Origin of the sequence: Chryseobacterium sp. ERMR1:04, assembly GCF_001297705.1 — a bacterium.
In the GTDB taxonomy this organism is placed as follows: Bacteria; Bacteroidota; Bacteroidia; order Flavobacteriales; family Weeksellaceae; genus Chryseobacterium.
The window spans coordinates 971,166-984,461 of sequence record NZ_LIRF01000003.1 but is presented as its reverse complement, the minus strand read 5'-3'; the positions used below and the strand labels follow the sequence as shown (position 1 = coordinate 984,461).

General features: G+C 32.6%; 13 protein-coding genes. 4 read left to right on the top strand and 9 right to left on the bottom strand.

All coding sequences use genetic code 11. From position 1 onward, the window contains the following. Window positions 1-15 precede the first annotated feature (15 nt). A complete protein-coding gene (locus AMQ68_RS04610) occupies window positions 16-213 on the top strand; it encodes a hypothetical protein (RefSeq protein WP_054509420.1) in 198 nt (65 codons plus the stop codon). A 37-nt stretch (window positions 214-250) separates the two neighbouring features. On the opposite strand, the gene AMQ68_RS04605 is transcribed toward AMQ68_RS04610, so the two are convergent. The 4 genes from AMQ68_RS04605 to AMQ68_RS04590 all read right to left on the bottom strand — a co-directional run bounded on the left by AMQ68_RS04605 (window position 251) and on the right by AMQ68_RS04590 (window position 3,969). Continuing rightward, window positions 251-478, bottom strand: a complete 228-nt coding sequence (locus AMQ68_RS04605; protein WP_054509419.1) for a hypothetical protein — start codon at window positions 476-478, stop codon at window positions 251-253. 127 nt (window positions 479-605) lie between these two features. Beyond that, window positions 606-2,468: a DNA ligase D gene (ligD, locus tag AMQ68_RS04600; RefSeq protein WP_054509418.1), complete on the bottom strand. Its 1,863-nt coding sequence runs from the start codon at window positions 2,466-2,468 to the stop codon at window positions 606-608. A 65-nt stretch (window positions 2,469-2,533) separates the two neighbouring features. After that, a complete protein-coding gene (locus AMQ68_RS04595) occupies window positions 2,534-3,145 on the bottom strand; it encodes a DNA polymerase ligase N-terminal domain-containing protein (RefSeq protein WP_054509417.1) in 612 nt (203 codons plus the stop codon). 44 nt (window positions 3,146-3,189) lie between these two features. Further along, complete coding sequence (locus AMQ68_RS04590) at window positions 3,190-3,969, bottom strand: Ku protein (protein ID WP_054509416.1); 780 nt, start codon at window positions 3,967-3,969, stop codon at window positions 3,190-3,192. Between the two features lie 1,121 nt (window positions 3,970-5,090). Here AMQ68_RS04590 and AMQ68_RS04585 point away from each other — a divergent pair. Continuing rightward, the gene (locus AMQ68_RS04585; protein WP_198408874.1) at window positions 5,091-5,582 is read left to right on the top strand and encodes a cupin domain-containing protein; all 492 of its coding nucleotides are present in this window, start codon (window positions 5,091-5,093) and stop codon (window positions 5,580-5,582) included. A 66-nt stretch (window positions 5,583-5,648) separates the two neighbouring features. On the opposite strand, the gene AMQ68_RS04580 is transcribed toward AMQ68_RS04585, so the two are convergent. Next, window positions 5,649-6,068: a hypothetical protein gene (locus AMQ68_RS04580; RefSeq protein WP_054509415.1), complete on the bottom strand. Its 420-nt coding sequence runs from the start codon at window positions 6,066-6,068 to the stop codon at window positions 5,649-5,651. 402 nt (window positions 6,069-6,470) lie between these two features. On the opposite strand from AMQ68_RS04580, the gene AMQ68_RS04575 reads away from it, so the two are divergent. Then, window positions 6,471-6,827 carry a hypothetical protein gene (locus AMQ68_RS04575; protein ID WP_123905607.1) on the top strand — a complete coding sequence of 119 codons (357 nt, stop codon included), beginning with the start codon at window positions 6,471-6,473 and terminating at the stop codon, window positions 6,825-6,827. Window positions 6,828-7,137: 310 nt separating this feature from the next. Here the strand turns inward: AMQ68_RS04575 and AMQ68_RS04570 are convergent, their stop codons facing one another. Both AMQ68_RS04570 and AMQ68_RS04565 read right to left on the bottom strand, forming a co-directional pair. After that, entirely contained in the window at window positions 7,138-8,274 is a 1,137-nt protein-coding gene (locus AMQ68_RS04570) for a WG repeat-containing protein (protein WP_054509413.1), read from the bottom strand. Window positions 8,275-8,417: 143 nt separating this feature from the next. After that, the gene (locus AMQ68_RS04565; protein ID WP_054509412.1) at window positions 8,418-10,493 is read right to left on the bottom strand and encodes a leucine-rich repeat domain-containing protein; all 2,076 of its coding nucleotides are present in this window, start codon (window positions 10,491-10,493) and stop codon (window positions 8,418-8,420) included. A gap of 567 nt (window positions 10,494-11,060) precedes the next feature. On the opposite strand from AMQ68_RS04565, the gene AMQ68_RS24830 reads away from it, so the two are divergent. Further along, the gene (locus tag AMQ68_RS24830; protein ID WP_082383973.1) at window positions 11,061-11,255 is read left to right on the top strand and encodes a transposase; all 195 of its coding nucleotides are present in this window, start codon (window positions 11,061-11,063) and stop codon (window positions 11,253-11,255) included. 225 nt (window positions 11,256-11,480) lie between these two features. Here AMQ68_RS24830 and AMQ68_RS04555 read toward each other — a convergent pair whose 3' ends face one another. Both AMQ68_RS04555 and AMQ68_RS04550 read right to left on the bottom strand, forming a co-directional pair. Next, window positions 11,481-12,239: an SDR family NAD(P)-dependent oxidoreductase gene (locus AMQ68_RS04555; protein ID WP_054509410.1), complete on the bottom strand. Its 759-nt coding sequence runs from the start codon at window positions 12,237-12,239 to the stop codon at window positions 11,481-11,483. Window positions 12,240-12,675: 436 nt separating this feature from the next. Next, window positions 12,676-13,209, bottom strand: a complete 534-nt coding sequence (locus tag AMQ68_RS04550; RefSeq protein WP_241775053.1) for a Crp/Fnr family transcriptional regulator — start codon at window positions 13,207-13,209, stop codon at window positions 12,676-12,678. Window positions 13,210-13,296: the final 87 nt, after the last annotated feature.

Genomic DNA, 13,296 nt, shown 5'->3' with positions numbered 1-13,296 from the left:
ACAAATATAATAATAATGAAAAAAAATAATCCTAAAGACTATCTTGATAAAACTAGATCACAAATGATGGCAGAAATAGGAAATCAATCGAATGCATATCTTTCTGATATCTGGTACTGCCATGTTAAAACCAGCTGGTTAGGACGAAAAAAAGAGTGGATCATTTATTTTGAAAATGATAATGTGTGTAAAATACAAATTAAAAAAAAATGATGGAAGAATTATATAATTACAAAAATTAAAATCCTTATTAATCTACATCTTTTCTAAAACTGATAACTTGATAATCGTCATTAGTACAGAATTTTTTGCAACTTTTATCATTAAATGATTTTGGATTTGATAAGAAAGTCTCAATGCACCGCTGGCTTTCTTCTATATTAGAGGGAGCAATAATCAGGTGGTAGTTTTTCATTACTGATTCATCTGCATTTTCCAAAGATTCTTTTTTATGTTGAACTGCTTCAGTATATGTCATGGATAATGTTTTTTATTTTATGATATAATAGTAACTCAGTATCATCTTTCAGTAATTAACTGGATGAATTTTTATAATTACAATTATGAGACCAATAAAATTAAATAAATGTGAGAGATTTTTACTTTCACCTAGATTCAAGTTTTTTTATCGCTTTTAGTATATCAACTCCTTTACCAAGCACCGTTTTGAAGAGATCACCTTTATCTTTTAATCTATCTAAAGAATTGTGAATGTTAAAATCCGTGGGTTTTAGTCCGGATGTAACCTCATTCCATTCTAATGGCATTGAAACAGGTGCCCCCCTTTTAGGACGAAGGCTGTAAACGCTTGCTAAGGTTTGTCCGCGACGATTCTGAAGATAATCCAGATAGATTTTATTTTTATCTCTTTTTTGAAGGCTTCTTTCTAAAGTTGTAATTTCAGGTAATTTTTGTTGAACTAACTGCATAAGTAAGTGTCCAAAATTCTTCACTTGGTCATAAGAATATTTACCTCCCATTGCGATATAAATATGAACTCCTGTACTGCCTGAAGTTTTTGGAATGCCTTTTATTCCTGCAGAATCCAGCACCTCTTTTACAGCTTGTGCTGTTTCTATAACATCGTCAAAAGTGTTTTTTTCTGACGGATCGAGATCCAATACCAAATAATCGGGAAAATCTGCTTTTGGAATCCTGCTTGTCCAGGTATTTATTTCGATACATCCTAAATTATTAAGATAGGCTAATGTTTCCTTATTATTACAAATAATATAATTGATGTATTTATCACTGTTTTCAGAGAAGACTTTTTGAATCTGAATCCAATCAGGAGTTTCTGTAGCATCTTTTTGATAAAAGCTCAGTCCTTTGATTCCGTTAGGAAACCGGTTCATAGATTGCGGGCGATTCTTGAGATGAGGTAAAATATATTTTGAAATACTTTGGTAATAGTTGATCACATCTCCTTTAGAAATGTCATCTTCCGGAAAATATATTTTGTTTTGATGGGTTAATTTCAATTCCTGTTTTCCAATTTTCTTACTCATATTATTATGGAAAGTTTTAGTTTTAGATTTTGATTTTTCCATGATTTCATTTTTTAACTCAGTTTCATGAGTAAAGACTACATTTTTGGGTTCAATATCATCACGAAGTCTAATAAAAACGGGATGACGATAAATATTATCTTTTGTTAATTCTGTAAATTTTATTTCTGCCACGAGTTCAGGCTTTACCCATGTTGCTTTGGCATTTGTTTTTGGTGTAATAGTGAAAATTGAATCTTTAGTAATCAGGGGTTCCATTTTTTGATGAATTTCAGTTAATAATATATCACTAAAACCAGTTCCGGTATGACCACAAAAAATGATTTTATCATTATAATATTTACCTAAAATAAGAGATCCTAATTTCTTTCTTGAGCCTTTTGGTTCTGTAAATCCACAGATAATGGCTTCATCTGTTTGATGAATTTTTATTTTTAACCATTCAGAACTTCTGATGTTTTCTCTATAAATACTGTCTGTTTTTTTTGCAATAACTCCTTCCAGCCCCATACTTTCTGCAGCTTTATAAAAATCATTACCATGATGTAGAATATGGTCATGATACTGGATAATTTCGTTTTCGATAATGGCCTGCTTCAAAAGTTCCTTACGTTGAAGATAGGAGAGGTTTTCTGTAGAATGCCCATTTAGCCATAATAAATCAAATACTTGATAGATAAGTGCTAAATTAGGATTTTCGCCTATTCTTTGCAACCACTGAAAATTGGGTTTACCTTTATCATCGTAGGCTACAATTTCACCATCAAGAATCATTTCATGTTCTTGGATCTTAAGTGCATTGGTTATTTTTTTGAATTTCTGCGAAAAATCAAGACCGTTTCTTGAGTATAAGTTGATATCATCATTCCGCAAATCGGCAATGGCTCGATAGCCATCCCATTTTATTTCAAATGCCCAACTACTATCGTCAAAAGGTTTTTCGACACTTTTGCAAAGCATAGGATGTATAAAATCAGGGATTTTTTTTTCAGATGAAAGGGCAGGAGTATAATTTTTAAAATGTTTTAAACTTTCGGAAGGAATGTTTTTTTTTTATTGCTCTTTTTTTCAAGATATGCGGTTACTTTTGATTTTGCAGCGGTGTGTTCTTCTGCATTGTAATTAACAGAAACTGAAAAATCATCTTTATGTTTGATAAGAAGCCAAGCATTGTCTTCTTTTTGATTTTTAATTTTAACAAGGGCAAATTCCCCATTTAATTTTTTCCCGTGAAGGATAAATTTTAAAGATTCTTTATGTAATTCTGTGCGCATTATGAGATCATCTGTTTTACCCTTTATTTTTTCAATGGGTTCATAAGTTCCCTCGTCCCATATTTCTACCTCACCGGCTCCATAATTACCTTCAGGAATAGTACCTTCAAATGTACGATAGGCGTAAGGATGATCTTCTACCATCATAGCTAAACGTTTGTCAGAAGGATTAAGTGAGGGACCTTTGGGAACTGCCCAACTTTTTAGAACATTGTCCATCTCCAAACGAAAATCATAATGCAGACGCGATGCAGCATGCCGTTGAATTACGAATTTCAATTTTTTACTGCTTATTTTCTCTTTTCCGTTAGGCTCAGAGGTCTCCTGAAAGTTGCGCTTTTTATTGTAATCTTCTAATGCCATGGCTCTATATATATTACGTTAAAATATGATGTAAAAATATAATTTTATACTGCTTTCTTTTTTCCTTTTTCTAGACTGGCTTTTAACATTGTCATCAAATCTGTTGTTTTTCCCTCAGGTTCTTTTGTTAGGGTTAATTTTACTTTCTTTCCTTTGGCTTTTTGTTTGATTATTTTAAGGAGATCAGCATTATAAGTATCTTTGTATTGTAAAGGATCAAAATTACTTGTTAGTGACTTTATAAGAGTTTCTGCCATTTTTAGCTCATCTGGCTTAGGAGCAATCCCTGCAGGAATCTTAAGATCTGTGTAGCCTCTTAATTCTTCAGGATATCGCATTCTGTTGACCATGAGTATTTTACTGTCGTATGGGCGAACAAGGCAAAGAATTTCTCTTTCTCTTAAAATGAAAGATCCTACTCCTGCTGTTTTAGTTTTAACTAGAGCTTTTAATAATAATTGATAAGCGGCTTCTCCATTTTTTTGAGGTTCTAAAAAATAAGGGGTTTCAAAAAAAGCAGGATCTATTTCATCCTGTTTAATGAATTGAGAAATACTTAGAATTTTAGATTTTTCAGGACTTACAGCTGCGAAATCATTATCATCAATAACAATATATTTATCTTCTATTTTGTAGCCCTTAACAATATTTTCCCAGACCACTTCTTTTCCTGTCTTTTCATTGATTCTTTTAAATCTTATATTACTAAGATCTTTGCTGTCCAGCATATCTAGATCTAATGTACTAGATTCAGTGGCAGAATATAGTTTAATTGGAATATTAACAAGACCAAAACCGATAGCACCATTCCATATTGCTCTCATAATTTAGAATTTTGATATTCATACGATTACATTCCAACAATAAACATTCCATCCTAATATAAAATGAAATAAAATTGATGTTTAAGTTTGGTACTAGCTCAGTATATTATTACTTAATCCATCTGTAATGCAAATAAATATACAAAAGTTTTACCTTGTATATTTAAGCATGTTTTAGTAGAAATTAATTGATGATAATTGCGCAATTTTTTCTAAATCTTCCACAAAAGTGTTCGGAAAATGAACCGCTGTGGTCACAAGAGGGAAAAAGTATTTTTTAATGCTTTTTCCCTCTTTTTTTGTTCATAACTGTTTGTTCATAAATAGGATCCTAATGGGTGTGAAAAAATGTTTCTTGAAATTCAAGTTTTTCAGAGAAAATCGAACATAAAATCCGCCTTTTTGTTTCAATATCCCCTGTTTCAGCCTAATATCTATATTTTTACGGGTTAATTTTTGAATTTGGTGCTTGCGAATGTTTAGTTATAGGATCATTCAAATGGCATTGTCCTTCGTTTTTTTAAGTTTCTTCATATTCCTTTTCCTGATCATCTGATGGGATAGCTGGGTTGATAAGGGTTGCTAATTTGTCAATTGCTTATCTTCTTGTAATTTGTTCGTCCATATGTGATTGTAATTTGATGTTATAAGATGTTATTGATTCATAATATAAGCCATACCTATTCAAGTAATTGAGAGGAATACATATAAAATAATGCAAATGTTTTTGTTTTGATGCATTAAAAACTTTTTATAAATATTGCTCTAGACAATCCACTTAACCCTCTCAGTAAATATTGCTAAATCTAGGTGTCGTTAATCATATATATCGAAGCCCAATGTAAATGTGATGTAGGTCACATAATAGATTGTTAAATACGGCCGTACTTTGTGGTATTATTTACAGAAAAAGTAACGAGGAATGGCAGTATAAATAGTATACCTGTGGCGAACTGATGAATAGAGACTTTATTTTACATATCTACGAGTATACTCGAACTTAAAATGAAATGTGATAAGTCTGAAAAAGATGAGTTCATTATTATATGGTAGGGAACCAAGTATAATAACCCTTCGAATAATAAAGTGTTATAAATAAGAAAATTAATAGTTAAATGATTATGAAAAAGATAAATTCTTTCAAATTTCTATTTTGCAGTATGGTATGGCTAGGAGTTCAGTATACCAAGGCACAAAGTTTACAAAATGACAAGGTGGGTGATATCTATGCAGAAGATATCAAATGGTCGGCGTTTCCATCTTTTCCTCCAGAAGCCCGACTTGCTGTTTTGATTGGGGATCCAAAGAAGGAAGGTCCTTATGTGGTAAGGGTGAGACTTCCTTCCAATGTCGTATTAATGCCTCATAAACATCCTGAAGCGAGAGTGTATACGGTTATTAGCGGCGTATTTTATATTGGTATTGGAGAAAAGTATGATCCGACAAAATTAAAGGCTTATCCGCCGGGAAGCGTGTTTGTACTTCCTGCTAATACACCTCATTTTCATTGGGCTAAATCAGGAGGCTATGAAACACAGGTGAGTGCGTATGGTCCATTAGGTATTAGCTATATAAATCCTTCAGACGATCCCAGCGGTGAAAAAACAAAATAGTTGTATACAATTGGTTAGAGTAGGGGGTTGCTATAATCGATAATACAGGTTCTATTGTTGTTCTTGTCATTCTTTATCTGATGTATATTTCATATTATTAAAACATAGAAAATTACCTACTACAATCAGTATCCAGACAAGGGAAGCGAAAATAAGCGAAAAAATAAAAGTGGGTATTATTCCTTTTAACCCTGCTGTTATCATGTTATCAGAGGGTAGCCTGATTGCGATGGAAGTAAAAATACAGGCTACTAGCATAGAGGCGAAACCAGTAACTACGGCTGTAAAAACTATTTTGATTTTGGTTGGTTTGTATTTTTGCTTGTTTGTTGTAAGAAAAGCAAATGCATAAATCGCAGTAGTACCGAGTGAAATTAGAAAACGGTAAATGATGGAGGTATCTGCTAGAAATGCTAATAAGACCCAATTTCCTATGATCAGATTGAAGATCACACAAACGATAAATAACGTTACATTTTTATTCATTTTTTTCGTTTGTCTAATTTTTTATTAAGATATACAAAATCCATGTGCCCTAAAACTATTCGAATGGATAATCAGCGGGGGAGAGTGATTACAAAATAATCATGATTTTTTATTAAAATCATTTTTCTTACATAAGAAATTTCATTCTGATAAAAATTTACATATGTCGTTTGATCTTAAATCCTGTTATTCTCTATCTGAAATTATTGTAGTTTTATAGATAGAGATTTTTTTTATGAGGAATGTTGATAAAGAAAATAGGTAAATTGAAAGAGTAACCAACTGACCTTTAGCTTCTTTTTTTTTATAATATGCCTTTATTAATTTATCCCTAAAAAACAAATAGGAATAATAAAATTATCAAAAAAATGATCTATTTTTAACTTTTTAAACAAAATAACAATGAAAAAACTATTTTTTGCATTTTGCATGATCGTTCTAAGCAGCAGCCAGGTTGCAATAGCACAATCAAAACCTACCCAGACCAAATCTTCTATGTTAAAGGGATTGAGCAGTAAAATTGCTAAAGGAATGATCGAAGACGGTACCTCTAAAGAAAAGTCTGAAAAATTTGCGGATTGCTTTACAAAAGAATTAGGCGAAAAATTGAGCTTAGAAGAACTTAAATTATTTTATAAGCTAAACAATGTAAAAACTGGACAAGCACCTCCCAAAGAACTGATTAAACAGGCGGAAAAAATAGGTATAAATGAGAAAATGAAAACAATGGGAATGGATTGTGGATCTATTTTACAATAGTCATTTAATTTAGTTAGTCTATACAAGGTAAAGTTATTCGAGTATTAGTTTGTGAGTACATACGGTCAGACTATTGAAAAAGAGGGAACTTATGACAGTAATATTGTTGGAGATTGTCTAGCTTGCTTTATCTAGCTAAGTCTCCTGATTTCCATCATTTACGAATCGAGTAAACTAAATTGAAGATAACATTTTCGAAAGGCTCATTCATATTGTTAATATTACAGCAGTATGATAGAAAACGCATATATATTATGATTTATCAGAAGAGAATACCTCGGGGCTCTGCCCCGAAATCATTTGTTAATGTTTAAAATAGTCGCTTCCCTTTTTTATCGATGTAAAACCTGATCCCTTTTTGCTTGACCAATGCTACCCCGTTACTAAAGCCATAAAAATCTTCATAAATTTCAGGAAATGACTCTTTGCCCTGAGCATCCAGAAATTTCCCCTTCTTATCAGTAATGACTCCATTTATCCCTTCTCCAGGTACTATTTGTTCATAAATTATAGGAATGATTATTTCGCCCTTTTTATTGATACGCCCTCTTTTACCGTTGACATTTACTGTTGCCAGTCCATTAAAAAAATCAGAAACATCATTATACTGTATAGGTATTACTACTTTGCCCTGCTTGTCAATAAAACCATATTTATTATTGAGCGTTACAGCTGCCAAACCTTCATTGAAACCAGGGTAGCCATCATATACTATTGGAACGACTAATTCTCCCTTATGATTGATAAAACCGTATTTGTTATCTATCTCTACGCAAGCCATACCTTCTCGGAAGAAGAATACCATGTCGTATTTAGGTTTGATTACAATTTCCCCCTCTTTATTCATATAGCCCATTTTCCCATCAATTTTAACAAAAGCCAATCCTTCGTTAAAAGAAGAGATGCTGGTAAAGTTTTCGGAAAGTGGTTTTTGGTGATTCATTTTGTCTATGATATACCACTTTCCGTTTAGCTTGGCGGTGCTTAATTCCTCAATAAAATCATTTATGTCATCATATATAACAGGGATAATTTCTTTCCCTTTTCCATCAATAAGGCCCCGCTTTCCATTCAGTTTTACCATTGCTCTGCCATTTACAAAGCTTGTAGCAAAATCATATTTCAATGCGGTGATTTCTCTTCCGGTACCATCCACAAATCCATATTTGTTATTAACTTCTACAACTGCGAAGCCTTCTTCAAAATCATTAGTATAGTCATACTTACAGGAAATAACGTTTTGCCCTTTCTTATTGATAAAACCTCGTTTTTTATTGAGTGTAACTTCTGCAAACTCGTTTTTAAAAGGACTTATGTGATCATAATATTCTAAGCTGTCTTTTTTACCTGAATTGTTGTGGAAGTCAATGTTTTCTTGTCTAGTAGTAGCTGGTTTTTGATAACCGAAAGCCCAAATGATAGTTGTACAAAAGAGTAAAATTTTCATTTTTTCAGCAATATGAGCTGTACTATTTTTTTCATTGTTTTTTGAGATTATTTGAAATTTTACAAGTTTACAGAGTACTTAAGGCACTCAGCAATTTAATAAATTTTAAAAAACTATTTTTGGTATTGTTAACTTTCGTTTTTCTAATCAATACTTATTCGAAAAGGAACATAAGGCATACCATACCAAGTTACTACCTCCGGTTTGTCGAGGTGTTTTTCAGCATCTTCTTTTTCTATGTTGTTTCCTGCGAGATTTGCTTCACGAAGTTTGGGCAGTTTATTCAATATGCTGACATCAGAGATTTCGTTGTAATAGAGGTTCAGACGTTCCAGTTTTTTTAGATTTTCTAAACCTTCAATGTTTTCAATCTGATTCTCTTCCAGATTGAGCGTTTTTAAATTGGTGAGGTCATCCAGTTTAGATACTGTGGAAAGGCTGCAATTACTTAGATCCAGTTGTTCAAGATGAGGAAGATTTTTTAAAGATATAATACCGTCAAAATCACTTCCTGAAAGCACAAGTATTTTTAATTTTTCCAAGTCGTTGATTCTTATTTTCTGCTTTTCTGAGGTAGTTAAATCAAGTTTTTTAAGATTGGGAAATTTATTGTGTAAATTTATTTCACAATATTCTCCTCTGCTATATAAGTTAAGTACTCTAACCTGTTCTAAACGAGGAAGCTTATCCATTGCATTTACCTCTATGATTAACTTTTTAAGTGAAGGCAACGCTGCTAAACTTTCCAGATCACCATCATCATATAGAATAAGCATTTTTAAAGATTTTAAATGACCGATTCCTTTAAAATAAAAATCCTCATTGGTATCAAGCTGTAATTTTTCCACATTTTTCAGATGTTGCAAATCCAGAATGATGGGCTTGGCAATCTCCGGCGTCTGTTCTTCAATATAAATACTTAGCTCAAGATCTTTAAGGGATTTCATAGATAGGATTTCCTGTGCAAATTCTACAGATTCTGCTCTGATAGTAAGCTTTTCTAATGCTGTAAAATGTTTTATCTGTTTAATATTTCGAATAGCATCAGTATCCAGAAGAATGATTTTTTTTAGATTTCTTTTCAAAGGCAAAAGCTTTTCAACGTCTATATAATTTCGATCCTCAAAACGATCTACTGAAAAATATAGATAGTTTAGTTTTGTAAAATATCTTAAAGCCTCCTGATTTTTTATCTCAGCAGTGTCAAAATCAATCCGTTTAATTTGTGGGGCAATGGATGAATAATCTTCCAGATCGATGGAACATTTATCAAAACGGAGTTTCTTTAATCTCAAAAAATGCTTCAGATAATGCGTATTGGTGAGTCTGCATCCTTCAATTTTTAAACTTCGGATATATGGAGCGATTGATAAGAGAAGTTCTGTATTAAAATCAGGTATTATCGAATCTTGATCCCAATCATAAGACGGTATTCCTGATTCAATGATGCATTCCTCTAAATTAAATGGATTTATATCATTATCAGGAATACTGAGATCATTAATTTTTATACCATGATATAAGTAAAGTCTTTTTAAATCTGGAAAAAGGCAAATACTTTTCAAACTCTCCACTTCACAATCGTATAACTTTAAAGTTTTTAAACCGTCCGAAATTGGAATAAAGAAATCGAATTCCTTCAATTTCATATTCCCAAATGTTAAAAAAGTGAATATTCTGTCTGGTTCTCGTTGGTGTTTAATGTCATTTGCTGACTCAATGAAATTGGTATTATCTATGGTCAGGCTATGTAATTTGGGGAAAAGATTTAATTCATGAACATTACTGACTGTACATTTAGTAAATGTGATATCATAAAGATAATTAGAAACAGGTAAGAAAAAACCGGGATGCGGAACAATCATGTCTTCCAAATCTATACATCGAAAATTACCGGGAGATGTCTTAGCTTTGGGTACGTCCGAATCAAAAGTTCCTTCCATGGAAATTGAACATTTTTTCAAAATGAGAGTTTCCAGCTTCTTCATTCGATACAAGTCCTCACCATCAGCAATCAAGCATTCTATTAAAGTCAATTTTTCAAGTGTTTCGAAAACAGGTTCGAGAGCAGAGAAATTTTCAAAGCTTAAGTTTGAAAGATATAAATAGCTCGATCTGCCGGAAATATAAAAATAGTTTTCACTTTTTGTATCTTCTTTCTCTAATTTGATATTGAGAGCATTCTCCAGTTTGCTTACAATGGTATCAGTATCATTCATATTTTTTAATTAAAGCTAATGCTGGCTCTACGCGGCACAGCATTCCAAATTATTGTTTTGTTATATTTATATTTAGTAATATGTGCTATAACCAGCCAATAACACTATACTAATAATACTTGTATTCTTTAAATTAACAAATTTAATCTCTACTCTGCTGGTATCATTATAACCGTAAATGACAGTAGGGTTTTCATACTTATCAAATTCTTGCACTATCTGGAAATCGTAGGAGACACTCACTTTTCCGTGATTATTCATTGTGGTTGTTTTATTAATTTCCTTTATTCTGTCGTTTTTGTATATGGGTTCAGTGTCTTCTGAATATTCTATCCCTTTAAAGACATCTTTTATCAATCTATAATTTTTATGCAAAGTCACAGTACTTAGATAGATACTATTATCTTGAGAAACAATGCATAGTGATATTCATCTGATCATTTATATTTATAACTAGTTTCTGTAATTCCCCCTCTTAGAGCCTGTTTAAAAATGTAAATAAAAAAAGAGTAAGGGATATTAATTGGATTATAAATGTCAATTTAGAGCTGCAAAACAAAAAAATTGATGTATCCAACAGACTTAATCCTTACTCAGTGGCAATTTATTAAAAAAACGCTTGATTTTGATGATAGAAAGCGAAAACATGATTTATGTATTATCTGGAATGCTATTTATTATATCGTAAAAACAGGCTGTCAGTTGGCGAATACTTCCTTCAAATTATCCCAAATGGCAATTGGTTTACTATTATTACTCTAAATGGAGTAATTTGGAATTATTCGACTTACTTCTGACGAATTTAAGAGAGACAGTACGAGTTAAGAGAGGACAAAATGCAGAAGCAAGTTTAGAAATTATAGACAGCCAAAGCGTACGCTGTGTCATGTACTACATTTAGATGTTTTGCCAAAAAGCTAAAAAGCACAGATATTTGAGTATCTGTGCTTTTGATATGTAGTGGATATGTATGATTATAAGTACGATCTAAAAACCATACATACCACCTGAAACGGAAATCTGCTCACCTGTAATCCAAGCTGCATCATCGGAAGCTAGGAATACTGCTGCTTTCGCAATATCTTCAGGCTTTCCTCTACGGCCAAGCGGTGTTTTCTCGATAAACATCTTTTCATAATCACTTCCCGCAGTAACGCCTGCACTGGTTGCACCTTCTGTATCGGTAGCGCCCGGCAAAATAGAATTAATGCGTATATTTTTAGCACCCAATTCTTTCGACAATGCAATGGTAAAAGCATCTATCGCAGCCTTGGTTGAAGAATATAGAGATGCATTGGGAAGCGGAGATTTACTTGCACCCGAACTGATATTGATGATGTTTCCCCCTTTTTCGCCAAAAAGTTTCATAGCTGACTGGATGGTTAATATAGTTCCCAATACATTGACATTAAAACTTTTGTGGAAATCCTCCACCGAAATTTGTTCAATAGCTGCATATCCCTGAGATACCGCATTGTTTACTAAAATATCCAGCGTTCCGAAAGCTTTTTTGGTTTCTTCAAACAACCTGCTCACATCGACTTCATTGGATACATCAGCCTGCACAGCGATTGCTACACCGCCGTGATCGGTAATCACCTTTACTACGTTCTCTGCAGCTTCTTTGCTTGAAGCATAATTTACTACAACCTTTGCACCTTCGTGGGCGAAGTATTTTGCAATGGCTGCACCTATTCCTTTTGAAGCACCGGTAACAATTGCTACCTTGTTTTCTAATTTACTCATGATTTCTACTATTAATTGTTTTAAAATTCTTCAGATTTTTTTCCGTTCTGAAGTACATGCAAAGTTGCTGCATCAAAACAATCTGAACATTGATATTGATCATTGATGAGAGCTGACAAATGTCAATTAAAACCGGTGATATAAATCAAATAAATGAACTAAATGATTGTAAAATAGAAATTTATGGAAAAGATAAAAATCAAAAATTCAGAATGGTGTAGAATAGAGAAGGTGTAAATCCCGTTAATAAATATTTTTTAATTAATTAAAAGCTGCAAGTTGGAACAAACTGAATTGAGATATTAGGGAGAACAGGTCAACAAAGTTTTGCAGATTCAGATATTCATTAATAGGACGTTTACGTTACATGAAATGAAGATTTTCGTTGGCTCGTCTTAAAAGTTGTAATAGATAGCGAAGCCCCACGAAAAGGAATTTATTTTAAAGCGTTTTTCTTGATTCTACTCAAAGTTTCAGATGTTAATCCCAGATAAGAAGCAATCATATTTTGTGGAAATCGCTGTAGAAAATAAGGATAAACCTTAACCAGTTCTTCATAGCGCTCTTCAGCCGAATAGTTTATAGCCTGCATTCTTTTCTGTGCTGCAATGGCGTTGTTTTGATTGATGATGCTGGACATTGCAGAAAAGGCAGGGATATGTTTTAGGAATTCCTCAATTTCCGTGTTTGTTGTTTGTAGAATCTCCAGTTCCTCCAGCGCTTCAATATGATAGCGGCTCGGTATCAATCTGTAAAAGCTTTCAAAATCTGTAAGCCACCAATTTTCTACAGACAATCTCAATATATTTTCATGCCCTTTTTCGTCTACTGTATAGGTCTTGGCAGATCCTTTTACAATAAACGCAATAAATTTGCACACGTCACCTTCCTGTAAGAAATATTGTCGTTTTCGGAGTTTTCTGGGTTTAAAATGCGCAGTCAGCAAAAGCTTATCATCTTCTGACAGCATTTTGCTTGATATTTCTTGAATGTAATCGAAAAACATTTCAAAATTGGACATTGTAAAAGTAGCTTAGAGGCCTGCAATTTAATCAAT

Coding starts and splice junctions, on each gene's coding strand:
- AMQ68_RS04595 (WP_054509417.1), bottom strand. CDS start 3,145: ATGGCATTAGAAGATTACAATAAAAAGCGCAACTTTCAGGAGACCTCT.
- AMQ68_RS04610 (WP_054509420.1), top strand. CDS start 16: ATGAAAAAAAATAATCCTAAAGACTATCTTGATAAAACTAGATCACAA.
- AMQ68_RS04550 (WP_241775053.1), bottom strand. CDS start 13,209: ATGCTGTCAGAAGATGATAAGCTTTTGCTGACTGCGCATTTTAAACCC.
- AMQ68_RS24830 (WP_082383973.1), top strand. CDS start 11,061: ATGTATCCAACAGACTTAATCCTTACTCAGTGGCAATTTATTAAAAAA.
- AMQ68_RS04575 (WP_123905607.1), top strand. CDS start 6,471: ATGAAAAAACTATTTTTTGCATTTTGCATGATCGTTCTAAGCAGCAGC.
- ligD (WP_054509418.1), bottom strand. CDS start 2,468: ATGCTTTGCAAAAGTGTCGAAAAACCTTTTGACGATAGTAGTTGGGCA.
- AMQ68_RS04605 (WP_054509419.1), bottom strand. CDS start 478: ATGACATATACTGAAGCAGTTCAACATAAAAAAGAATCTTTGGAAAAT.
- AMQ68_RS04555 (WP_054509410.1), bottom strand. CDS start 12,239: ATGAGTAAATTAGAAAACAAGGTAGCAATTGTTACCGGTGCTTCAAAA.
- AMQ68_RS04580 (WP_054509415.1), bottom strand. CDS start 6,068: ATGAATAAAAATGTAACGTTATTTATCGTTTGTGTGATCTTCAATCTG.
- AMQ68_RS04565 (WP_054509412.1), bottom strand. CDS start 10,493: ATGAATGATACTGATACCATTGTAAGCAAACTGGAGAATGCTCTCAAT.
- AMQ68_RS04585 (WP_198408874.1), top strand. CDS start 5,091: ATGAAAAAGATAAATTCTTTCAAATTTCTATTTTGCAGTATGGTATGG.
- AMQ68_RS04590 (WP_054509416.1), bottom strand. CDS start 3,969: ATGAGAGCAATATGGAATGGTGCTATCGGTTTTGGTCTTGTTAATATT.
- AMQ68_RS04570 (WP_054509413.1), bottom strand. CDS start 8,274: ATGAAAATTTTACTCTTTTGTACAACTATCATTTGGGCTTTCGGTTAT.